Annotated in this window: 24 protein-coding genes, 1 tRNA gene and 2 pseudogenes; 14 read left to right on the top strand and 13 right to left on the bottom strand. The window is 63.1% G+C overall.

Annotated elements, in window-relative coordinates:
- Positions 1-315: 315 nt before the first annotated feature.
- Positions 316-1,221: a DUF3991 and TOPRIM domain-containing protein gene (locus tag MJ8_RS24600; RefSeq protein ID WP_201415575.1), complete on the bottom strand. Its 906-nt coding sequence runs from the start codon at positions 1,219-1,221 to the stop codon at positions 316-318.
- Between the two features lie 582 nt (positions 1,222-1,803).
- On the opposite strand from MJ8_RS24600, the pseudogene MJ8_RS32430 reads away from it, so the two are divergent.
- The 3 genes and pseudogenes from MJ8_RS32430 to MJ8_RS24615 form a co-directional block, all read left to right on the top strand.
- Positions 1,804-2,013 (top strand): annotated as a pseudogene (locus MJ8_RS32430) (NAD(P)/FAD-dependent oxidoreductase); the annotation flags it as partial.
- A 239-nt stretch (positions 2,014-2,252) separates the two neighbouring features.
- Complete coding sequence (locus tag MJ8_RS24610) at positions 2,253-2,534, top strand: hypothetical protein (protein ID WP_201411270.1); 282 nt, start codon at positions 2,253-2,255, stop codon at positions 2,532-2,534.
- Between the two features lie 774 nt (positions 2,535-3,308).
- Positions 3,309-3,515 (top strand): hypothetical protein, encoded by a 207-nt coding sequence (locus MJ8_RS24615; protein ID WP_201411271.1) that lies wholly within the window; start codon positions 3,309-3,311, stop codon positions 3,513-3,515.
- 202 nt (positions 3,516-3,717) lie between these two features.
- Here the strand turns inward: MJ8_RS24615 and MJ8_RS32585 are convergent, their stop codons facing one another.
- Positions 3,718-3,849: a hypothetical protein gene (locus MJ8_RS32585; protein WP_263649257.1), complete on the bottom strand. Its 132-nt coding sequence runs from the start codon at positions 3,847-3,849 to the stop codon at positions 3,718-3,720.
- A gap of 918 nt (positions 3,850-4,767) precedes the next feature.
- Entirely contained in the window at positions 4,768-5,025 is a 258-nt protein-coding gene (locus MJ8_RS24620) for a hypothetical protein (protein ID WP_225248031.1), read from the bottom strand.
- Positions 5,026-5,238: 213 nt separating this feature from the next.
- Here MJ8_RS24620 and MJ8_RS24625 point away from each other — a divergent pair, with 213 nt between their 5' ends.
- The gene (locus tag MJ8_RS24625) at positions 5,239-5,964 is read left to right on the top strand and encodes an AAA family ATPase (protein ID WP_201411272.1); all 726 of its coding nucleotides are present in this window, start codon (positions 5,239-5,241) and stop codon (positions 5,962-5,964) included.
- Positions 5,965-6,394: 430 nt separating this feature from the next.
- Here MJ8_RS24625 and MJ8_RS24630 read toward each other — a convergent pair whose 3' ends face one another.
- Positions 6,395-6,553, bottom strand: a complete 159-nt coding sequence (locus tag MJ8_RS24630; protein WP_225248032.1) for a hypothetical protein — start codon at positions 6,551-6,553, stop codon at positions 6,395-6,397.
- 280 nt (positions 6,554-6,833) lie between these two features.
- Between MJ8_RS24630 and MJ8_RS24635 the strand changes: the two genes are divergently transcribed.
- The gene (locus MJ8_RS24635; protein WP_201411273.1) at positions 6,834-7,082 is read left to right on the top strand and encodes a hypothetical protein; all 249 of its coding nucleotides are present in this window, start codon (positions 6,834-6,836) and stop codon (positions 7,080-7,082) included.
- A 564-nt stretch (positions 7,083-7,646) separates the two neighbouring features.
- Positions 7,647-8,087 (top strand): annotated as a pseudogene (locus tag MJ8_RS32435) (tyrosine-type recombinase/integrase); the annotation flags it as partial.
- A gap of 191 nt (positions 8,088-8,278) precedes the next feature.
- Here MJ8_RS32435 and MJ8_RS24645 read toward each other — a convergent pair.
- Positions 8,279-8,354, bottom strand: a tRNA-Ile gene (locus MJ8_RS24645).
- A 254-nt stretch (positions 8,355-8,608) separates the two neighbouring features.
- On the opposite strand from MJ8_RS24645, the gene MJ8_RS24650 reads away from it, so the two are divergent.
- Positions 8,609-9,319 (top strand): SIMPL domain-containing protein, encoded by a 711-nt coding sequence (locus tag MJ8_RS24650; RefSeq protein ID WP_201411274.1) that lies wholly within the window; start codon positions 8,609-8,611, stop codon positions 9,317-9,319.
- 207 nt (positions 9,320-9,526) lie between these two features.
- Here MJ8_RS24650 and MJ8_RS24655 read toward each other — a convergent pair whose 3' ends face one another.
- The 3 genes from MJ8_RS24655 to MJ8_RS32440 all read right to left on the bottom strand — a co-directional run bounded on the left by MJ8_RS24655 (position 9,527) and on the right by MJ8_RS32440 (position 11,999).
- On the bottom strand, positions 9,527-9,880 hold the full coding sequence (locus MJ8_RS24655) for a hypothetical protein (RefSeq protein WP_201411275.1): 354 nt from the start codon (positions 9,878-9,880) through the stop codon (positions 9,527-9,529).
- A 261-nt stretch (positions 9,881-10,141) separates the two neighbouring features.
- Positions 10,142-10,588, bottom strand: a complete 447-nt coding sequence (locus MJ8_RS24660) for a YcgN family cysteine cluster protein (RefSeq protein WP_201411276.1) — start codon at positions 10,586-10,588, stop codon at positions 10,142-10,144.
- Positions 10,554-11,999, bottom strand: coding sequence for a hypothetical protein (locus MJ8_RS32440; protein ID WP_225248033.1), 1,446 nt, complete (start codon positions 11,997-11,999; stop codon positions 10,554-10,556). The genes MJ8_RS24660 and MJ8_RS32440 overlap by 35 nt, the downstream gene beginning before the upstream one ends.
- Between MJ8_RS32440 and MJ8_RS32445 the strand changes: the two genes are divergently transcribed.
- Together MJ8_RS32445 and MJ8_RS24670 are read left to right on the top strand one after the other, a co-directional pair.
- The gene (locus tag MJ8_RS32445; protein ID WP_225248034.1) at positions 11,949-13,115 is read left to right on the top strand and encodes an OmpA family protein; all 1,167 of its coding nucleotides are present in this window, start codon (positions 11,949-11,951) and stop codon (positions 13,113-13,115) included. The genes MJ8_RS32440 and MJ8_RS32445 overlap by 51 nt on opposite strands.
- Positions 13,116-13,416: 301 nt before the next feature.
- Complete coding sequence (locus MJ8_RS24670; protein WP_201411278.1) at positions 13,417-13,935, top strand: TIGR00645 family protein; 519 nt, start codon at positions 13,417-13,419, stop codon at positions 13,933-13,935.
- 15 nt (positions 13,936-13,950) lie between these two features.
- Here the strand turns inward: MJ8_RS24670 and MJ8_RS24675 are convergent, their stop codons facing one another.
- The 3 genes from MJ8_RS24675 to MJ8_RS24685 all read right to left on the bottom strand — a co-directional run bounded on the left by MJ8_RS24675 (position 13,951) and on the right by MJ8_RS24685 (position 16,485).
- Positions 13,951-14,817 carry an SDR family oxidoreductase gene (locus MJ8_RS24675; protein ID WP_201411279.1) on the bottom strand — a complete coding sequence of 289 codons (867 nt, stop codon included), beginning with the start codon at positions 14,815-14,817 and terminating at the stop codon, positions 13,951-13,953.
- A 139-nt stretch (positions 14,818-14,956) separates the two neighbouring features.
- On the bottom strand, positions 14,957-15,601 hold the full coding sequence (locus tag MJ8_RS24680; protein ID WP_201411280.1) for a helix-turn-helix transcriptional regulator: 645 nt from the start codon (positions 15,599-15,601) through the stop codon (positions 14,957-14,959).
- A gap of 8 nt (positions 15,602-15,609) precedes the next feature.
- Positions 15,610-16,485, bottom strand: coding sequence for a S1C family serine protease (locus tag MJ8_RS24685; RefSeq protein ID WP_201411281.1), 876 nt, complete (start codon positions 16,483-16,485; stop codon positions 15,610-15,612).
- 217 nt (positions 16,486-16,702) lie between these two features.
- Between MJ8_RS24685 and MJ8_RS24690 the strand changes: the two genes are divergently transcribed.
- Complete coding sequence (locus MJ8_RS24690; protein ID WP_201411282.1) at positions 16,703-17,650, top strand: S1C family serine protease; 948 nt, start codon at positions 16,703-16,705, stop codon at positions 17,648-17,650.
- 7 nt (positions 17,651-17,657) lie between these two features.
- On the opposite strand, the gene MJ8_RS24695 is transcribed toward MJ8_RS24690, so the two are convergent.
- Positions 17,658-18,083 carry a VOC family protein gene (locus MJ8_RS24695; protein ID WP_201411283.1) on the bottom strand — a complete coding sequence of 142 codons (426 nt, stop codon included), beginning with the start codon at positions 18,081-18,083 and terminating at the stop codon, positions 17,658-17,660.
- Positions 18,084-18,148: 65 nt separating this feature from the next.
- On the opposite strand from MJ8_RS24695, the gene MJ8_RS24700 reads away from it, so the two are divergent.
- A complete protein-coding gene (locus tag MJ8_RS24700) occupies positions 18,149-18,775 on the top strand; it encodes a TetR/AcrR family transcriptional regulator (RefSeq protein ID WP_201411284.1) in 627 nt (208 codons plus the stop codon).
- Here MJ8_RS24700 and MJ8_RS24705 read toward each other — a convergent pair.
- On the bottom strand, positions 18,717-19,664 hold the full coding sequence (locus MJ8_RS24705) for a LysR family transcriptional regulator (RefSeq protein WP_201415577.1): 948 nt from the start codon (positions 19,662-19,664) through the stop codon (positions 18,717-18,719). The genes MJ8_RS24700 and MJ8_RS24705 overlap by 59 nt on opposite strands.
- Positions 19,665-19,779: 115 nt before the next feature.
- Between MJ8_RS24705 and MJ8_RS24710 the strand changes: the two genes are divergently transcribed.
- From MJ8_RS24710 to MJ8_RS24720, 3 genes are all read left to right on the top strand, one after another.
- On the top strand, positions 19,780-20,418 hold the full coding sequence (locus tag MJ8_RS24710; protein ID WP_201411285.1) for an FMN-dependent NADH-azoreductase: 639 nt from the start codon (positions 19,780-19,782) through the stop codon (positions 20,416-20,418).
- An 83-nt stretch (positions 20,419-20,501) separates the two neighbouring features.
- A complete protein-coding gene (locus MJ8_RS24715) occupies positions 20,502-20,738 on the top strand; it encodes a hypothetical protein (RefSeq protein WP_225248035.1) in 237 nt (78 codons plus the stop codon).
- Between the two features lie 34 nt (positions 20,739-20,772).
- Positions 20,773-21,705 (top strand): 3-keto-5-aminohexanoate cleavage protein, encoded by a 933-nt coding sequence (locus MJ8_RS24720; protein WP_040989481.1) that lies wholly within the window; start codon positions 20,773-20,775, stop codon positions 21,703-21,705.
- The last annotated feature ends 127 nt before the right edge of the window (positions 21,706-21,832 follow it).

A 21,832-nucleotide genomic window follows, 5' to 3' on the forward strand; every position in this document is an offset into this window, starting at 1 on the left:
GCCAAGCGGGGCTTCTTCAGCCCTGCGCAGGATGACGGGCCGGGATTGCGACCAGCGCAGTTGAGCGTCAGCGTCGGCGGACCACCCGATCTGCGAGCAGTCCTCCTTGTCTTTTTGCGTCTCTCCTCTCTGGTACGCCCTCCAGATCGAGCCGGCGAAAGCTCAGAACGTGGAGGCAAGCTACGTCGCCTGCACCTCATGCCCGGCGTCTCGATCTTTCGCGAGATGCCCGGAAAAACTTCTGACTCCTGGGTCAAGGAGAACCGCCGTGATCTGATCAATCGAGAACAATGGCTATTCGCAGCGTCGTGCGTGTCAGCTCGTCGGCTGCGCTCTCATTCTTGGATCGGCGTTCCAATCATCCGCTACGGGTCGAAGGCGATCACCGCAGCACCGAGCTTGCTCCCTCAATGCGAGCAGGCGGTCGGCGTAGATCTCGCCCTGTTTGTTGTTGTCGGTAGCCGCGACGAGCTCAACACCCGGCCTGGCGGCAAGCGCGCGGAGCGCCGCATCGGTTGCCGGCGACCAGCCGCCCCCGGTGCTGAGATAGGAGGTGTCGGCGCGAAAGCCCTCGAGCGCGGCAAGGCTCATGGCGTCGATTGCGGCTTCGGTCACGCAAAGGCGCAGCGCATCAGGGCTGCCGAGACGGAACAGCACCTTGGCACCGCCAGTGGCAAAGCCGCGCCAGTCCGGTCCGCGTTCCTCCCAGCCGGTAACGGTCCCGTTGTTGTCGACATGGGCGGCCCACATCGAGCCGTGCGGGCCTTCGCGCAGGACGCCGGCGCTGATTGCGGCGCGGACGATGCGGTCGGGAAGATGGCGGGCACCGGTCAGATAGCGCCAGGTCGCCGATCCGCGCCATGGCCTGCGCCGTGCGTGCCAGCGCTCCGGTATCGACAGGTCAGGCTCCCGCTCGCGGGACACCCGCTGCCAGATCGGCTCGCACGGCACGAACCCGACGAGGCTGGCGACCTCGTTCACGGCTTCTAAGAACGGCACCTTCTCAAGATGTTCGACCAGGCGAAAGATATCGCCTTTGCCGTCGCCGAGTGGGTCGAACCAGCCCTTGCCGTGATGGATGACGATGATGATCGAAGCCTCACGGCGATATTTCATCGCCTTGCGCGTGCTCTCCTTGATGTCCAGGACGAACCCCGCGCGCTTCAGCACCGCAGCGCAGGGTACCTTGTCCTTCAGCCTTTCAAGTTCTGCTTTTTGCATTTCGCCCGCGCACCTTTGCAGCGCCTCCCTTCCATTCGGTTCCGTCCAAACAATTTGGGCAGGAACAGGAGGCCGCGAAGAGCAAGGCCGGGCAAGGGCGCGGCATGCAATGCCGGGATGGCGGCGGGTTGCGCCGCGGCGCAGCTTCCCTTGCCGGCCTTGGCGCGCAAGCGGCACCGTGTGCCGGCCCCATCGGCGACACTCTGCTTCTGCGACGCATGCATGCACCGGGCCTTTGCTCCTCTCTTTTCCTCGTCAATCCGTCGCTCAAAAACTCCGCCCTGCTCGGCCTCTCCATCGGATGAGCCCACTGCTCGCCCGACCAATGTGAAAGGGCGTACAAAGTGGAGGCACCGAAATGTCCGTAAGCGCGAACAAGTCAGTTCGGTGCCGGAGCAGGTTCGTGGCCCTGAGACCGGTTCAACAGGGCGGCCGAAGGAGCATCAGCATAGCGCCGCCGTAAGGCGGGATGCGGGACCGACAGCCCCCGGCGAAGGGCGCCATATGAAAACGACCAGTTGGCCCCTTGCCGAGGCTTCGAGCGCATTGCAAATCGCGCTCGCGCCGCGGCGGCGCGGAACCGTCATCCGCACATGGTCCGGATGCGAGGGCTGTACGAGCGACATTTTGCCGGTCATGGAGCGGTCGGCAACGACGCCGGGCTTGTTCCATGCCTTCGGTTTCGGCGGGCACGGTTTTCAGCTCGGCCCCGGCGTCGGCGAGGCCACGGCCGAACTGATCACGACCGGCCGCTGCCAAACGCCACTCGACGATGTCAGGATCGATCGGTTCGCCGGCAGTCTGACAACGCCCATCGATTGCAATTGGCGGTCCCAAGCCACAAGGGATGACCACTTACAGAAAGGCCAATGTGGCCGCAAAACTCTCGCTCACGTCCAGTCGACCGGCGCCATCTCCGGGGTTATCTGAGATGAACGGCCGGACGACGAGCCGCTTGGATTATTTCAGGGACGGGCGGAACAAATTGCGCGCGTGAAAGTTAGAGAGCGCTGATCGAGGGGACTCACGCGATGCTCCTTGCCTTGAACGATGCGATCTCGACGGCTGTCTTGGCCGGCAGAAGCGCAAACGCGGAAATCTTCGGAGTCATCGACCTAACTAGCAAAATTGAGGCCCGGATCGGCGGCATCAGCTTAGGGCGCGCCATCCAGTTCGTCGCCAATGCGTCGGTGCTTGGATACGACGTTCGTGGTGCAATCATTTTGTATGGGGAACGAGGAACACCAAGCCTGAGGATATGGGACTGCGAACATCTTTGGGCGCAGTACGGCGGCGCACTTCTCCAACCATAGCGCAACGCGCTCGGAGAGAGATCATAGCTGTCCCACCGAGTTCGCCAAGGGCCCGACTAAACTGGTGTTGCTGGCATGCCTCTTCGTTGTCATGCTCGTCACATGGCTACAGCCGCTTTTCGATGCGGCGGGTTGCGGTCCGTCATGCCTGGGGCTCGTGGTTGCACCGCGGCGACGATGGCGAGCTGTTTCCCATGTATGCCCGGCCGATCAGCAAAGCGAAATGGTGAATGGTCTTTAAGGGGCCGAGCCGATCCATCAGACCGAGGCGCTTACCAAGCCATTGCCACAGTGGTGGAGGAGGTCGCCGCTTGACAAAGCTCTCTGAGCTCGGCCCACAGCGCCCGGTCACCGTGCATATTCTGCCCGGGTCCAGGCATGATTCAGATTTCATCGGTGCGAAACCTGCGGCCAAATCGTCGATTTCAAAGACATTCGCCAGGTTATGTGGCACCAGTTCCAAACAGACCATGAGCCGCTTGAACTGGACAGCTAGTCCGCAATGCGTCGATAGCGGACGTGATTTCGAATGTGGTCGTTGAAGAAGCGGCCTTTGACAAACGCCGATCGGACGCGACGTAAGTTTCCGGCGGTACCTCTCGAATTCATAGCGCTTGCCGCTGGCCACGAACCACACGGAGAGAACTCTGGTCGCCGGATCGTATTCGGTTTTCCTGATCGAGATGGACGGCATTGGCGCACCCGCTGGCTTGCTCATCGCAAACGGTCGGAGCGCGGCTTTTGTTTTAGGAGCACGAACTTATAACGGCCGCCATGAAGACGATAGCGATTTACGATTCGGCTGCCGGCACCTTCACGCTGGAGAAGGGTGTGTGGCGAGGAACGTTCCCGATTGCGGACCTGCCGAAGTGGCTGAATTTCTATCGCCAGCAGGCGGGAAGGTATCCTGCACAGGCGGCCAACTACGCGCACGACGTGAACGCGCTCGAAGAGCTGGGTCGGGAAATCGGCGCGAAATAGATCGTGAACATTTTAGCCAGATTGCATGTTTCGGTGCATGGCCAAAGACGCCCGTTCACCATCGCTGCGAACGCACCTTGAACTCTCGATGCCGTCTCAAACTACATCGCTGCGATCGGGGGCATGATGGGTTCGCCAGTGCGGTATCGCGCCATCTGCAACGCGGTATGCTCAAGGATGGCGGCAAGCGTTCAAGTGGCTGTCAGGCCAGGCCCGCCATACGGATGAGCCTCAAAACCCCATGGCCGATGGCCAGCACGAATTGACCATCGTTGGCGGTCAAATCCCAGCCGAAGAATGCAGCCCAGCAAAAGAGCATCATGGTGAAGCGCATTAGAAAATGCTAATACGCGATCATTGACCAAACGTTTACGGAAAAGGCTTGCGCCCACTGTGTCACTTCGGACCAAGATCCTGGCATCGGCCTGCCAAAGGCAGGATAGCCGGGTTGAAATCCGGCAGCTCGTCGGGCTTGAGGCAGTTGTTGGAGCCTCGCCCGGCGAGTTTCAGCGAAACCGGTGGAATGTAACAACCGTGATATTCATGCAGCCTTGCTAATGTAACCTCCGCATCGGCCGACTCCCAACCCCGGGTCCGCAAGGCCCGGCAGTCCAACCCAACGCACCCCAACAGAGCGCGGAACTGTCGGTCCACTTATGAACAAAGCGCGCGTACCCCTTGGGCTGCCCGGCGTCACCGCATGGTTTGTGGATTGCAGGTTCCGACTCGTCGCGGCCAGAGTGGAGGCACATTGCCGAGGGGCGACCAGTCGCAGGAGGTCGCTATGGTTCAGCGCAATAAGGCAAAGCAGCTTTCAGGGTTGGAGGTACAGCGCTTCATGGAAGCTGCAGAGGCATACATGCGCTATCGTCCGCCCACTGATGTCGACGCAATGCCAACATTACCGCGCTACGGGTGATCTGCATAAAGCGCTGCCAAAGGCGGTGAAGGAAATCACCGGGATGGATGCAGAGTTCATCCGCTGGTTTGGGGCGGGATCTCGGTAGGCTGGATAGCCCGGCCTTTCCCTCAATCAGGGTGACACAGGATTTCGGCGGGGCCGGGCTACCCAGCAAGGCGAACCTCACCCGCGCATGTTTACTCTAGTGGGCCGCAATGAAAAGCCCGCCGCGGCTAATGAGCGTACGCGACGGGCTTTCCGGAGAGTACACGGCTACATCCTGCCACCACGGTATCGACCGACAATCGCCAGAATACGTTGTGGCTGAATTTGTTCCAATTCGAAACAAAATCAGCGTTTAGCGTGCCATTGGAGTGGCTTTGGCTCCTTGGCTTCCCGAATGGTCTTGGCGGCCTCTTCTATGGTGATACCGCACTTGCGAGCATAGTAGGCAGCCTCCGCTGCAAGCGCCTCTTCAATCGGCTCTTCAATGACGCGCTTGGCCTTGTGTTTTGCCTTCTTCCCCATGAGGCGAATCATATCACAGCTCGGGGCGAAATGCCGCCTGAAGGCCATCGCCCGTGGCAGCGAACTTGCAGAAAGCGCCATGTTTCACCGCACCTCGTAAAAAACAAATCTCTTTGCCGGCTAGGTACATTGGCCCTCCGAGGAGGGAGCGGACGGCCTAGGTGCTCCTCGGACAAACGGAGGGGTGGCCCCAGGCACTCGGTCGTGATTGAGGCGAGGCATATGCCGCTACATAATCGCCAGAAGCTCCCGGCCTTTTTTCAGTCAGGGATCATCAGAGAAGGTCCCCGTTACATGATTGTCGAATTCGTGGGTCCGGCGGGCTCTGGGAAGACGACAATCGCACATGCACTCTGTCATCACTTGCGAGCCCATGGGCATCCTGCCAGCGTTATTCTCACTTACCAGCCCGGCGGCTATCAATCCATGCTGGACCCCGGGGGCATCATACCCGCCATTCACCGTGTTGCCCGTGCGATTGCAGGACCGATCAGCATGGCGTGCCGACCGGTTGCGAACGCCGCCGACTTCAGAGTTTGCGCGCGCCTAGTGAACACGCTGCCGCCTCGGAATCTGATTTGGCGCATCAGACTGGCTCAATACGTCCTCCGACTGGCCCGTGCATGGCGCCAGTCAATCGGTTGCCAAGAGATTGTGATTTTCGATCAAGCGTTCGTTCAAGTCGTGTCGACACTTGCCCTCTTGAGCGGATGTGCGAACGAAAAGTCGCTGGCCGATGCGTTAGACATCGTTCCCACGGCGGACATCGTGGTCCGAATCAACGCTTGCGAAGGTCTCCGCATAGAGCGCCTCAACGACCGACAGCGGCGCCAAAGCTTTGCCGAGCGTTTGTTCGAGGCCAAGTTGGAGGCGAATCTCCGATCGGCACAGACTGTCGACCAGGTATGTGGCTTGCTGAGAGCGCGCGGTCGATCAATCGTAGACGTCGACACAAGTCGTCGGCTTTCGCCAACTCTGGCGTTGGAAGATATCGAGGACCACATTTTTGAAGCGCTCTAGTGCGCCGGCTGATATCAACTGCACCTACCGGCTGATGTTCCAATAGCAACCGCTTGTCGAGGCCGGTTTCAGCGCCAGACTCATCCCTATGGCGAAGGGCTCTTTCAATATCGGCGATGAAGTCGCCATCACGGCGACCGTACGCGGGCGGGTGACAGAGGATCGGGAGAGCGTGTCGCTCCCATCCTATGGCCAGCCGCATTCCATCGTTGACCGAACATCAAAGGTCAAGCACGGCCAGCCGGTCGAACGGAGACGGGACGTGACGCGGCTCCGGGATGTGTGTCCGGACATTCAGATCGCGCTCTTCGAGAGCTGAACCGTTCAGTCGGAGACGCAAACGAAGCTGTGCGGTGTTTGAATGTCAGCCGGTCCTTTTCGTAGAGAACATCACGCTACCCGAGACCTTGGTTCGCCAGGGCATCGGTCTTCAGCGCAACGGACCGCCGGCAGCAAAGTCGTCGAGACGCTTTCCCCACGACATGGTCAGCACCGTGTCGAAAACCGGCATCCCGGCATGCGACAGAAAGGCTGCGAACTCGCCGCTAACCAAGTGGAAGGCCAGTGTGGGCGCAAAACTGTCGCTCATGTCGTGGACAGCTTGGTGTCAACCGTTCGCTACCGGTCTTTGCCGCATCGAGGCACCCCATCATGCCCGACACTGTAGAAGGGGTCGTGCGCTCTCCGAGTGGGAGGCGGCATGCTCCCCACTCGAACCCTTGAAGTTGCACAACCGTCCTATTTGTACGCCGAGACCGCAATTTTGCCGCAGTGCTTGATCGGCGTGCTTTCGTCGGAGGTTGATGCAATCTAGATCCTGACCTCTGAACGGAAGTCCGTGGGCTGGGCGGACATGTGCCGGTGAAATCATGAAAAGCGACACCCTCTCCTATCCCCCTCGGGGCCTCTCACGCGAAGAAGCCGCCCGCTACGTCGGCGTGGGCGTGACCAAATTCGATCAAATGGTCGCGGACCACCGCATGCCAAAGCCGAAGAAGGTTGATGGCCGCGTGATTTGGGATCGCTTGAAGCTCGAAGCCGCCTTTGGCGAACTACCTGGAGACGATGAAGAGAACATCGTCGACTTCCTGTTGCAAGGGAATCACCGCAGGGAATAGATTCATTCTGCCATGACCGATAAATATCCCGGCCTCTCCTCCTACACTGACCGCCATGGCAAAGTTCGCTGGCGCTATCGGACGAAGGAGCGTGTGGTTAGTCTGCCGGCCCCCAATCAGGCGGGTTTCAAGGAGGCCTACCAAGCGGCGGTCGAGGGCCGGAAAATCCCAAAGGCTCCCGTCGTCCGTATGCCCGGAGCCGCCCTGCCCGGCACGTTTGGAGCGGCCTTTCAGCGGTTGAAGATCTCGGTCAAGTGGCTGGCGCTTGACGAAGCCAGCAAGCGCAAGAACACGCAGCTGATCGAAGAGTTCCTAGAACTCCGGGTGGTCGCAGATCACCCGCTCATCTGGCGCGACGTTCCGGTCAAGAATCTTCGACGTGTCCATGTTGAAGAGCTTCTAGGCCGCTTCATCGCCACGCCACACAAGGCCAAGCATCTGTTGGTGGGTATACGGAAGTTGGTCTATGTCGCCCTACGGCAAGACTGGATCCAAATCGATCCCACAGCGGCGGTCGAGTGGCGCCCTGCCTATGCCGGCTGGAAAGCGTGGTCACGCGAGGCCATGGAGCAGTTCGAAAACCGTTGGCAGCTCGGCACCGCGGCACGCACTTGTTATGGGTTGGCGCTTTGGCTCGGCAACCGCCGCGGTGATGTCGCCGGGCTGCGATGGGATCAGAGGGTCACCCGCCGTGTCTTTATCGATGGCGTCGAGCGTCACTTCGACGGGTTTGATATCGTTCAGGCCAAGAACAAGGGACGAACAGGTGGAAAGCGGCTTTTTGTGCCGATCACACCGATGCTGTCCGAGATCCTGGATGCGGCCGACAGGCGCGGCGAGACCGTTCTGGTCAACGGCCATGGTGAGCCCTTCTCCGCCAAGTCATTGACTGGGATGATGGCGCATTGGTGCAAGCTTGCCGGTCTTCCGAAGGGCTTAACACTGCATGGCTTGCGGAAGTCGCTCGGGGTTTATCTGGCGGAGGCCGAGGCCTCGACCAGGCAGCTCATGGACGTGCTCGGTCACGACGACATCGACCACGCCGAGCTTTATTCGCGCGAGGCATCCCAGGTTCGGCTGGCGGTCCAGGGGATGGATCGGGTCGTGCGGCTGGTAACGCGCAAGCCGATGCTTGGCGAACCTATTGGCGAACCCCGTGGCGAACCACCTCGTAAACCATTGATAAATAATGATAATGGTGGGCCCGGAGGGACTCGAACCCCCAACCAAGCGGTTATGAGCCGCCGGCTCTAACCATTGAGCTACAGGCCCCACGCGGGCTGGCTTAGAGTTTTTCTTGTCGTCGCACAAGGCTTTCGAAAGCGCTGGCGCAAAACGCCAAAATCAGCCCATATTCGCGCCGTAGAGCGGCCTGCGCCCATATGGCGCGAAAGCCGTAGAGCGGCCTGCGCCCATATGGCGCGAAACAGGTCCGGCCCTTGCGCCGCACTGCCGGGAATCGATGCCTTTGCGGGTCGAGGCAGATGCGGCGCGGAGCGTCGGATCGCAGACTTCGAGGAGTTTTCATGACCAGACATCTTTTGCCCATCGCGCTCGCTGCCGCGGTCGCGTTCCCGGCGCTGGCAAGCGCCGCGGACACTCAGCCTCCGCCCCGCATCATCGTATCCGGCGAAGGCGAAGCGACGGTGGCGCCGGACATGGCGATCCTTTCGCTCAGCGTCATGCGCGAAGCCAAGACTGCGCGCGAAGCGCTCGATGCCAACAACGACGCCATGGCAGCGGTGATCGCGGCGATGAAATCCGCGGGCATTGCCGAACGCGACCTGCAGACCGCCGGCATCCAGATCAACCCGCGCTACAACTACACCAACAAGGCCGACGGCAGCCAGGAGGCGCAGCTCGTCGCCTATCAGGTGACCAACACGCTGTCGGTGCGCGTGCGCGATGTCGACAAGACGGGCGAGATTCTCGACAAGGCGGTGTCGCTCGGCGTCAACCAGGGTGGCGGCATCGCCTTCACCAATGACGATCCGAAGGCGACGATCACCGAAGCGCGCAAGAAGGCCGTCGCCGACGCCATGGCCAAGGCAAAGACGCTTGCGGAAGCGGCCGGCGTCAGTCTTGGCAAGGTGCTCGAGATCACCGACCAGAATATCGCGCCGGCGCCGATGCCGATGGCGGCCAAGTCATTCGACGCCGCCCGTTCGGCCGTGCCGGTGCAGGCCGGCGAGAATTCCTACAACGTCCAGGTCACCGTCACATTCGAGCTGAAGTGACGATCGGCCGGCGCCGCAGGCGCGCCGCGAGCGCGCTACCGATACGCAAAAAAAGCCCCGGAGGATCGGTCCTCCGGGATTTTTTTCGAGCCGCGCCTCATCTTGAGGGCTCCGCTACTCAGATTGATCTTCGCGGAACATCATATCTCATAGGCGATCCGCGAGGATCCCCCGCGTGGGCGATCCTCGCGGATCGTCGTTTCAACCTCAGCGATAGATGATCGGGCAGCCGCGTTCGTTGGCGAACACCACCACCACGCGGTCGCCGTACTGGCGGCCGGCGACCTTCACCGTGCGGCGGCTGATGTCGACGATGCGGGCGCGATGCAGGCCCATGCGCTCGGCCTTGTCGAGGGCGCGGTCCGGCGAGCAGCCGCGCCAGTCACGGTCGCGGCGCCAGTCGCGGCGATAGCCGTCGTCGTCGCCGGCATAGATGCCGAAACGCGGGTCGTGCCTGTCCCCGAAACCGAGGTAGAGGCTGTCCGCATGCGCCGGAATGGCGGCCAAGGTGCCAAGTCCGACAAGAGCCGAAAGGGCTGCCGTCTTGATCGTGTTGAACATCGTCTTCTCTCCTTGTTGTGGGCTGTCGCCCTTAGAACCAATGATTGGAAAATGCCTTTTTGTGTCTGAACTTTCCGCGAACCGGCCGTTCATGTCCGGTTCATATAAGCGCGAACCTCCCAGGAGTTCGTCGGCCGTGGTGCTTAAACGCGAACCTCGTCATGGTTCGTCCTTAAACGCGGACGCTTCAGCGTTCGTCATCAATAAGCGTTGCGAGCCGGTTACGGTTCGTCATCAACATGCGAACCCGTCCAGTGGCGGCTACGGTTCATCCTCCAGAATGTAATCAAAGTAGTCGTCCGGCTCGGCCAGATCGGTTTCCTTGGCCTTCACCCGGCCCTGGATCGAAATGCCGGCTTCGTGCACGGTCTCGGCGCTTCCTGAAACAAGCCTGTGCCACCAGTAGAGATCATGCCCTTCGGCGATAAGCCTGTAGGCGCAGGTCTTTGGCAGCCAGGTGATGGTGCGCACATTCTGCGGCGTCAGGCCTACGCAATCGGGCACCCGCGCCAGGCGATTGGCATAGTCGGAGCAGCGGCAGTTCTCGGCGTCGAACAGCCGGCAGCCGACGCTTGTCCAGAAGATCTCGCCCGTATCCTCGTCCTCGAGCTTCGACAGGCAGCATTTGCCGCAACCGTCGCAGAGCGATTCCCATTCGGCCGGGGTCATCGCCTCAAGCGTCTTCGTTTTCCAGAATGGCGCAGTCATTTCGGTGGATTTGGCCCTCCGCGGCTTTCCGGTCAAGCGCTGCGGTGACGGGTGACCCAGTATCAACATTAGAAAAACACGAAATTGCCTTCAAAAGGCCAGCCAGGCATCCTTGGCTGGCACCAATGCCCGGCGGAACCAATTGCGGTTGATGGAGGTTTGGGCAGGGATGGGACCCCACTAGGAGAAAATCGATATGAAACGCCAACCACGGATTCTGGCGGGTACGGCAATCGGCCTGCTTATGGCATCCGCGCCGTTGGGCGCGTACCCGCTGCAGGGGGGTGTCGCTTCCGGAAGCCTGCACGGCCCGCCGCTCGTGCTGGCTCAGGCCGCTTGCGCCGAAGGCCAGTCGGCCGAGGAATGCGCGCAGGGCGGAGCCGAGCAGCCGCGCAAGAGAAAGCGCGAACAGCAGCAGCAAAGCGAAGCCGCGCCGGCAACCGAACAAGCGGCACCTGCCGAGACCGAGCAGAAGCCGCGCCGGAAGCGGCAAGAGCAGCAGCAGATGGATAATGGCCAGTCCGGGGAGGCTGCGCCAGCCGAACAGCAATTCAAGCCGCGCAAAAAACGCGACCAGCAGCAGCAGACCGAGGCCGCGCCCTCCGACCAGGGCGGACAGCCCGCGGGCGACGAGCAGCAGTTCAAGCCGCGCAAGAAGCGCGACCAGCAGCAGACCGAGGCCGCGCCTGCCGACCAGGGCGGCCAGCCCGCGGTCGACGAGCAGCAGCCGCGCAAGAAGAAGCGCAACCAGCAGAAAGAAGCAGCGCCGGCTGAACAGCCTGCGGAGCAGGCCGCGCCAGCCGCAAGCGACCAGAAACAGGGCGACCAGCAACAGGGCGACCAGCAAGGCAACCAGGGTCGCAAGAAGCGCAAGCACGATCAGCAGCAGAGCGAACCCGCCGGCAAGGCGGGCGAGCAGGTCGCCCCGACCGAACAGACCGCTCCCGCTAACGACAACCAGCAGGGCGGCAATCAAGGCAAGAAGCGGCGACAGAACCAGCAGAACGAGACCGCGCCGGCAGGTGAACCCGCACCACAGCAGGCCGAGCCGCTGCAGAATGGCGAGCAGCCCGCCCAGGGCGGACAGGCCCAGGACAACAAGAAACGCGGCAAGAAATCGGCTGCCGAGCAGCCGGCGAATGGCGAACAGCCCGCCACCGGTGAGCAGCCTGCCACCGGCGCGCAGACAAAGACCGGCCGCCAGCCCGCCACCGGCGAGCAGCAACCCGTGACCGGCGAACAGCCGGCCAATGGCAATCAGCCGGCGAACAACAATCAGCCTGCCAATGGCGGCAACGCCGCGCAGGGCCAGACCGCCAATCCGAACGAAGCGCCCCTCCTGGACAGCCAGAAAGATGCCGTGCGCAAGCACCGGGGCCGCAACGACAATGGCCAGAACGGCGGTGCCCAAACCGGTGGTCCTCAAACCGGCAATGGCCAGGCCGGCAACGGCCAGAACGCCAATCAGGCCGGACAGCAGCAAGGCGGCGAGCAGGCCCAGAGGCCGGCCCCCGTCGATCAGGGTCCGCCGCCCACCGACGACAAGTCGGCGCAGCAGGCGATCAGGCCCGAGAAGATCGTTCCCGTCGACCAGGAAAAGGGCAAGCGGATCGATCTCACTCCGGAACAGGTCGTGCGCGAGCGTCGCCGGCCGCAGGGCGCGGATGTCGTGAAACAGTTCGGCGACCGCGTGATCCTCCAGTTCAACAACCAGACCTTCGTGGAAAGCAACGAGGCGCCCCGCATCACCCGCGGCGCCAAGGACGTCTACTACGAGGATTTGTCGGGTGGTCGCACGCGCGAGACGGTTGAACGCGGCAACGGCATCCGCGTCGTCACCATCCGCAACCGCTACGGCGATGTCGTCCAGCGGTCGCGCGTCATGCCGGACGGCCGGGAATACATCCTGAGCTATGTCGACGAGCGGCAGTACCAGGACGACGAGGATTGGCGCGATCCGGGCGACGACCTGCCGCCGATGCGGCTCACGATACCCCAGCGCGAGTACATCCTCGATTCCGAGGATGTCCAGAGCGATGACGACTACTACACCTTCCTCGAGCAGCCACCCGTGGAACGAGTGCAGCGTCTCTATTCGATCGATGAGGTGAAGCGCTCGGCCCGCGTGCGCGATATCGCCCGGCGCATCGATCTCGACACGCTGAACTTCGACTTTGGTTCGGCCACGATCTCCGACACCGAGGTGCAGAAGCTCGATGGCGTCGCCAAGGCCATGGAAAAGCTGCTGCAGAAGAACCCGGCCGAGACCTTCCTGATCGAAGGCCACACTGACGCCGTCGGCACGCCGGACGCAAACCTCGCTTTGTCGGATCGGCGCGCCGAAGCGGTCGCCGAGGCGCTGACCAATGCCTTCGGCATTCCGGCCGAGAACCTCACCACGCAGGGTTATGGCGAGGAGTATCTCAAGGTGAACACGCCCGGCCCGAACCGCGAGAACCGGCGTGTCGCCATCCGCCGCATCACCTCGCTGGTGGCGCCGGTGGCGAGCAACAGCGACCAGCAATGAGCGTTGGATTTCAAGATCCTGATCGGATTTCTGGAATCAGCGCTTGAGATGAAGGCCCGTCCGCGCCGGACGGGCCTTTTCCTTTCCTGGCTCAAGAAGATTTGTCCAGTCGATTGGAGCTAACTCATTGAATTGCCGCATTGCGGCACCCAGATTCCCTGCAGGGCGTTCCCTGCCCTGTCCCGACTCCAGCGGGACACGACTGAGCCCCGCCGGGTCCCCTCCCCGGCGGGGTTTTTTGCTTGAAAACCGGCCCTGTCTGGCCGAAATACCGTCAATCGCAATTTGACCGGAAGCCTTCATGAAGCGTCTCGAACTCGCCATCGAATCCGTCATCCTCGCCTCGCGCTGGCTGCTGGTCGCCTTCTATCTCGGCCTCGGCATCGCGCTCGCGACATATGCCCTGTCCTTCGGCAAGAAGCTTTACGAGTTCGTGATCAGCGCCTTCACGCTTGGCGACACGGACACGATCCTGAAGATGCTCGGTCTGATCGACGCGGCGCTTGTCGCCTCGCTGGTGGTGATGGTGATCATCTCGGGCTACGAGAACTTCGTCAGCCGCTTCGACGACCAGGACGGCGAGGTCCACTGGCTGGGAACGATCGATGTCGGCTCGCTGAAGGTCAAGGTCGCCTCGACCATCGTCGCGATCTCCTCGATCCACCTGCTGCAGGTCTTCCTCAATCACGCTTCCTACACGACGGAGCAACTGATGTGGCTGACCATCATGCATCTGGCATTCGTGGTTTCGGCGCTGATGCTGGCCTATATCGACCGCGTCATGGCGCTGGCGAAAGGCAAGAAGGCCGCGGCGGACTAAGGCCGCCGGCACCCTTCAGTAGATCCTTCTGACTTTGGTCTGCGAGTTCGCAAACACCTCGTCGGGAACGAAGAAGTCCCCTGCGAGTTCGTCGGCTGCCCCCGGGGCATAGATCGAAAAGTCCGTGACGCCCTCTTCGCGCAACACCTCTTCGTCGATGTAGAAATTGCCGGTCGCCTCGCGCGATGGGCGCAGGAAGATCGCATGCGCGGCATCGGCCATGATGTCGGGCGAGCGGCTCATAGCAGCCACTGTCGCGCCGCCAAGAAGATTGCGCACCGCGGCCGTGTCGATGGTCGAGATCGGCCATAGCGAGTTGACGGCGATGCCTGCTCCGGCGAACTCGGCGCTCATGCCCAGCGTGCACATCGACATGCCGAACTTCGCCATCGTGTAGGCGACATGGTTCTTGAACCATTTGGCCTTCATGTCGAGCGGCGGCGCCAGATTCAGGATGTGAGGGTTTTTGGCCAACTTCAAGTGTGGAATGCACATTTTGGAGACCAGGAACGTGCCGCGCGTGTTGATCTGATGCATCAGGTCGTAGCGCTTCATGTCGGTCTCCAGCGTACCGGTGAGCTGGATGGCGCTGGCATTGTTGACGCAGATGTCGATGCCGCCAAACCGCTCCACCGTCCTGGCCACCGCCTCGGCGACCTGCGCTTCGTCGCGGATGTCGCAAAGCATCGGCAGCGCCTTGCCGCCGGCCTGCTCGATCTCCTCGGCCGCGGTGTAGATGGTGCCCGGCAGCTTCGGATGCGGCTCAGCGGTCTTGGCCGCGATCGTAACATTGGCGCCGTCCCGCGCTGCGCGCAGCGCGATCGCCAGCCCGATGCCGCGCGATCCGCCCGAGATGAACAGCGTCTTTCCCTTGAGCGACATCTTTGCCTCCTCTTCGATGTGGAGGCAAATTGCGCGGCGGACAGCCCCGGCGCAAGGGCCCAAAGCGGCCGGAACGGTTACGCTGCGTAGGGTGCGAGACCTTCGCGGCACCGAACAAGAGCCATTGAGGTCTGACCCTCTAGACGAGGACCAGCCCCTGCCGCATGGCAATCGCAATGGCATCGGTGCGGTTGGCGGCGCCGAGCTTGATCAGGATGGCGGCGACGTGGAACTTTGCCGTGTGCACCGAAATGTTGAGCCGCCGGGCGATGACCTTGTTGGGCGCGCCTTCCGCCAGCAGCGCCAGCACTTCCGCCTCGCGCGGTGACAAGGAAGGGCGGGCCTGGCTGTCGTCCGTCATGTCCTCGTCGGCGAGCCCGTCATGGAAATCGCCATGCGCGATCGTCGACGGCCCTGCCCTGTCGATGCGATAGCCTGAGGCCGCCAATCGCGCCGCGGCGGCGACCAGCAAGCCATCTGCGGAGGCGGGCAGCACGGCCAGCACATTGTCCGCCACCCGTTCGCTGCCGGCACGTCGCGAAAGCAGGACGATGGGCGTAGCCGAACTGACGACCCGGCTTTCCAAGCCGGCCTCATCAGCGATGGCGACATCCGCCATTTGGCCGAAGGCGCTCCCGGCCAGCGACGGCAACAGATCGTCGCTGGCGGCAAGTACATCCGCGAGTTGCTCGGCGCGCTGGGCATCGCCGAGCGCGATCAGCACCGTGAGCCGTTGGGTTGCCGGCTCCGGTCTCGCAATCGTTTGTGCCGCGCTGCTGGCCATCGATCCTCTCAGCTCAGCGGCTTCTCGCCGATGGTGATCGACACGTCGCGCTCGGCGCCGCCGCTCAAGATGCCGAGCGTCACGGTGGTACCCGCGCTGTCCGGTCCAAGCTTTCGGATCAACTCGCGCGGGCCGTGCACGGCCTCGCCGTTCCAGGCGACGACGATATCGCCGACATGCAGGCCGGCGGCCTTGGCCGGACCGTTGTCGTCGAGGCTCATAACCATGGCGCCTTTGGTGTCGCCATTGCGGATCGGATGCAGCCCGGCGCCGAGATAGCCGCGCGCGACATGACCCTTTTCGCGCAGCGTCGCCACCGCCCGCTCGATCGTCTCGTAAGGCATGACCAGCGCCCGCCGGCGCGGCCCGAACAACAGCATGCCGATCAGCCCGCCCTTGGCGTCGAGCACCGGCCCGCCCTCGAAGCGGCCGCCGGTGTTGATGGCGAGGTTGATGCGCCGGTCGATCGTGCCGCCGCGCATCGAGCGCCAGGCCGGTCCGACCTCGCCGACCGTGCCGAACACGGCAAGTGCCGCGCCATCGCTGTTGCCGGCAGCGATCGCCAGATTGCCGGGCCGCACGGCGCCGGCCTGGGCGAGTTGCGGCAAACCGGCAGCGGCGGAAGCCGGTTTCAGCAGGGCAACGCCCGTCGACGGATCGCGGCCGACAAGCTCTGCCTTCACGCTTTCGCCGGAGGCCAGCGTCAGTTCGATCTCCTCGCCGGCTTCGACCGCTTCCTCGGCGGTGACGAAGTAGCCATCGCGCCAGTGGAAAGCGCTCGCGGTGCGGTGGTGGTGCGTGACGAAACTCGCCAGCGCGGGCGCGGCGTTGGCCGCGACATCGGCGATCGCGTCGGAAAAGGCACTGAGGTTGAAGTCGCTCATATCAATGATCTCCTGGGTTCGGTGACCCAGATATCGCTCGGTAGCGTGGCGGCGGGTACTCGCCTGACGGCTAGTCGCCGGCCCGACTGGCCATCTGGTCAGGTCGCGGCAATTGCAGCCGCTTCGCACATATAGTGCGTGTCGCCCAAAAGTGTCGCGCGGTTTTGGGGCAACGACACGCACCAAGGAAAACATCATTCTGTGAGGGAACACGCTCATGGCCTTCGCCGCCGAAAAGTTTCCATCCGACGACACATTGCTCGACGCTTACTCGGTATCCGTTGCCGATGCCGTCGACCGCATCGGTCCGGCCGTCTGCCGCATCGAGCGCATCGGTGCCGGCGGTCACGGCTCGGGCTTCGTGATTGCGCAGGACGGGCTGGTCGTCACCAATTTCCATGTCGTTGGTGACGCGCGCGCCGTGCGCGTCACGATGCCGGATGGTGCGGCGCGCGAAGGCCACGTGCTTGGCCGCGATCCGGACACCGATATCGCGCTGGTGCGCGCCGACGGCAGTTTCGCCGATGTCGCGCCGCTCGGCGATTCCAAGCGGCTGCGCCGCGGCCAGATCGCGATCGCGATCGGCAATCCGCTCGGTTTCGAATGGACCGTCACCGCCGGCGTCGTCTCCGCCCTTGGCCGCTCGATGCGCGCCTCGACCGGCCGGCTGATCGACGACGTCATCCAGACCGATGCCGCGCTCAATCCCGGCAATTCAGGCGGACCGCTGGTGTCTTCGGCGGGCGAGGTGATCGGCGTCAACACCGCCATGATCCACGGTGCGCAAGGCATCGCCTTCGCTGTTGCCTCCAACACCGCCAATTTCGTCATCTCCGAGATCATCCGCTTCGGCCGCGTGCGCCGCGCCTTCATCGGCGTTTCGGCCGACACGACCAATCTGCCGCGCCGGGCGGCGCTCCTGTCGCAGGTGACCACGAACACGGCCGTGCGCCTGCGCAGCGTCGAGAAGAACGGTCCCGCTGCCAAGGCCGGCTTGAAGGAAGGCGACATTATCGCCGCGATAGACGGCCGGCCGGTGACCGGCGTCGACGACCTCGTGCGCATGCTCGACGCCGAGCGCATCGACCGCGCGACGCTCTGCACCGTCGTGCGCCGCACCGGCGTCAGCCAGGTGGCGGTGACGCCCGTGGCGCGGGCGGGCTAGGCTTCACCTAGCATCCGGCCGCACCCTCGGCGTACTGCGCCAAAAACTCCTTGCTCGGCGGGATCGGCTTGATGACGTCGATCAGCACGCCGTTGGGATCTCTGGTGATGAAGTGCCGCTGGCCGAACGGCTCGTCGCGCAAGCTGCGCAGGATCGGCAGGCCGGCGGCGACGACGCGCTCATGGACGGCGTCGGGATCGCGGACCTCGAAGTTGATCAGCAGGCCGGACGTGCGTCCGCGCCCCTCCTCCGGGATCGTCTCATGGTCGCCCTGGACGATGCCTAGATTGACGCGGCGGTCCTCCGCCGACTGGAGATGCACATACCAGTCGCTCTCGAAGAGCGGCTTGAAGCGGAAATGCTCGACGTAAAAGGCCGCGGTGCCTTCGACATCGTCCGTCATCAGCACCGGATAGTAGCTGGTCGTCTTCATCTTTCCTTCTCCTTCCATCCAACATACAGTCTGTATGTAATGCAAATAACATACAGGCTGCATGTATGCAAGAAGAGTCCGGACGCCGCTCCAACCGCGACCGCACCGAGGCGACGCGCGCGGATCTGATCCGCGCGGCGCGGAAGCTGTTCACGGAAAAATCCTATGCCGAGACCGGCACGCCGGAGATCGTCGCCGAGGCCGGTGTCACGCGCGGCGCGCTCTACCACCACTTCGCCGACAAGCAGGCGCTGTTCGTGGCGGTCGTCGAGCAGGAGGCGGCGGCAGTGGCGGCCGAGATCGACGACGCCTCGCCGCCGTCGCTCTCCGCGCGCGACGCGCTGATCGCCGGATCGAACGCCTATCTCGAGGCCATGCGGGCGCCCGGCCGGACACGGCTTCTGCTGCTCGACGGGCCGGCCGTGCTCGGCCGCGCGGCCATGGACGAGATCGACAGCCGCCACGGCAACCGCTCGCTGCGCGAAGGCCTGGTCGCAGCAATGCGCGCGCAGGCAATGACCAGACTGCCAGCCGAGGCGCTGACCGCCCTGCTGGCGGCCGCCTTCGACCGGGCGGCTCTGGCCATCGAGGCCGGCGCGCCCGCGGAAGACTACCGCGCTGTGCTGATCGCGCTCATGGACGGCTTGTCTCCGGTCCCTCCTCGATCCACACGCCCGGCTCCATCTCGTTGAAGCAGCCAAGCTGGCGCTTGAATTCGTCGATCAGCCAGGACGCGGCTGGCTTGGGACTGCGGTCGGCGCGGTGCATGGCATAGAGCGGCGAGCGCACCTCGCGATAGGGCTCCAGATCGAGCTCTACCAGCCTGCCGCTGGCGAGGTCGTCGGCGATCAGCCAGCGCGGCAGGCCACCCCAGCCGAGACCTTCGCGCATCAGGGCATGCTTGGTGCGCACATCTGTCAACCGCCAGGTGCGATAGGCAAACACGCCATAGTCGCGCCCGCGCGTCCGCTCCGACTGGTCGGAGACGACGAGCTGGATATGCTCGCGCAGGTCCTCCACAGCCACCGGCTTCGGCAGTTTGGCCAAGGGGTGGTCAGGCGCCGCGGCCGGCACCATCGAGGTGAAGCCGATGCGCAGCAGAGTGACGTCGGCGTCGCCTATCAGTCCGCCGAAGCCGAGATCCGACTGGCCGTTGACGACCTGGTCGACGATCAGGCCGAGCGATCCGATGTAGAGCCGCAGCATGACCGCCGGGAACTGCGCCTCGAAGGCCTTCAGCACCCGCACCAGCGCCGGCGAAGGCAGCGCCACATCGACCGATATTGCCACCTCCGCTTCCAGTCCTTGCCGATAGCCGTCGGCGCGCGAACGGATGCGCTGCAGCACGCCGATCATGCGCCGCGCATCCTCCAGCATCGCCTTGCCGACATCCGTCAGCTGCGGCTCGCGCACGCCTTCGCGCTCGAACAGCTTCAGGCCAAGCTGCGCTTCGAGATTGGCGATGCCGTAGCTCACCACCGACTGCGCCCGGTTGAGCTTGCGCCCCGCTGCCGAGAAGCTGCCGGCATCGGCCACTGCCACCAGGATTTGGAGCTGATCCAATGTCGGGTTCGGCTGCATGCTCATGCCATCTATTTTGTTGATGGATTGTATACATATTATACCAGTTATCCTGATGGAGTGGCAATCCCATATAGCGGTGGAAAGTTTTCACCAACCCCAAGGGGACACCGCCATGTCTATTCTTCTCGTTACCTCCAGCCCGCGCGGCGCCGCTTCGCACTCGACCCGCATCGCCACCGATCTTGCCAGGAAGCTCGTTGCCGCCGATCCGTCGAACACGCTTGTCGTGCGCGATCTCGTCGCCAACCCGCTGCCGCATATCGACCCTGATTACGCCACCGGCATCTACACGCCGGCCGAAGCCCGCACGCCGCGTCAGGCCGAAGTCGTGGGCGTTTCCGACGCCGTGCTCGACGAGCTTTTCGCCGCCGACACCGTGATCCTCGCCACCGGTTTCATCAACTTCAACATCTCCTCGACGTTGAAGTCCTGGGTCGACCACGTCGCCCGCTCGGGCAAGACCTTTGCTTACGGCGAGAACGGTCCGAAGGGCCTCGTCAGCGGCAAGAAGGTCTACATCGTGCTCGCTTCCGGCGGCATCTATTCGGAAGGCGCCGCGGTGCAGATGGACCATGCGGTTCCCTATCTGCGCAGCGTGCTCGGCTTCCTCGGCATGACCGATGTCGAAGTCATCCGCGTCGAGGGCGTCGGCATGGGCGCTGACGCCGTCGCGACGGCCCTTGCCAAGGCCACCGCCAAGGTCGACGCGATCGCTGCCGCCACGGCTGGCCAGGTTGGCATCGCAGCCTGACTACCGTTGGCAGGAATGAAAGAGGCAGGCGCCCGCCAGCGCCTGCCTCTTTTGCGTCTCGCGCCCGGCCGACGCCCGTCATCGTGGCGATCCAGAACGCGGTGCCGATCTGGAACGATTTTTTCTTCCCGCTGGTGCTGATCACCTCCGACAATTTGAAGACACTGCCGCAGGGGCTGACCGTGTTCGTCGGCGAATTCACCACCGACTGGGGGGTGCTGTTCACCGGGCTGACACTGGCGGCGTTGCCGATTACCTTGCTCTACATCGTGCTGTCTAAGCAGTTCATTTCCGGCATCACGCAAGGCGCGGTCAAATAGGCGGTCGAAACAACGAAGAGATCGAGGATCGTAAGTGGCAAACCAGAACAAGATCATCATCACCTGCGCCGTAACCGGCTCGATCCACACACCATCGATGTCGCCGCATCTGCCGGTGACGGCCGAAGAGATCGCCACCGCAGCGATCGAGGCGGCCGAAGCGGGTGCCGCGATCGTCCACCTTCACGCCCGCAATCCGGTCGACGGGCGCCCCGACCAGTCGACCGAGGCCTTCGCGCCTTTCCTGCAGGTCATCAAGCAGCGCTCCAACTGCGTCGTCAACATCACCACCGGGGGCGCCGCGACGATGAGCGTGGAGGAGCGCGTCCGGCCGGCGAAAGTGTTCGCTCCGGAAGTCGCGTCGCTCAACATGGGCTCGATGAACTTCGCGCTGTTCCCGATGCTGGAACGCTTCAAGACCTTCGAGCATGACTGGGAGCGGCCCTATCTCGAATCCTCGCGCGACCGCATCTTCCGCAACACCTTCGGCGACATCGAGCACATCTTGCGCACCTGCGCCGACAACGGCACGCGTTTCGAGATCGAGTGCTACGACATCGGCCATCTCTACACGCTGGCGCATTTCGTCGAGCGCGGCCTGGTGAAGGCGCCCTTCTTCGTCCAGAGCGTGTTCGGCATCCTGGGCGGCATCGGCACGCATCCGGAAGATGTCGCCCACATGAAGCGCACGGCCGACCGCCTGTTCGGCAACGACTACCACTGGTCGGTGCTGGGCGCCGGCCGCCATCAATTGCCGATCGCCACGCAGGCGATCGCGCTCGGCGGCAATGTGCGGGTCGGCCTGGAGGATTCGCTATGGATCGGCAAAGGCAAGCTCGCCCGCTCCAGCGCCGAACAGGTGACCAAGGTGCGTCAGATCATCGAAGGCCTCGGCGCCTCGATCGCCACGCCCGACGAGGCGCGGCAGATCCTGCAGCTCAAGGGCGGCGACAAAGTTGCGTTCTGAGCGGCACGACAAAGCAAAGAGCCGCCGCGACAGCTGGAGCAATTCCAAGTGTGAGCGGTTTTCCGCTCGGAATTGCGTAAAAACAAGGAGATAGAGCATTTCACCGTTCCGTGAAACGGTGAAATGC

The sequence above is a fragment of the Mesorhizobium sp. J8 genome, assembly GCF_016591715.1.
Classification (GTDB): Bacteria; Pseudomonadota; Alphaproteobacteria; order Rhizobiales; family Rhizobiaceae; genus Mesorhizobium.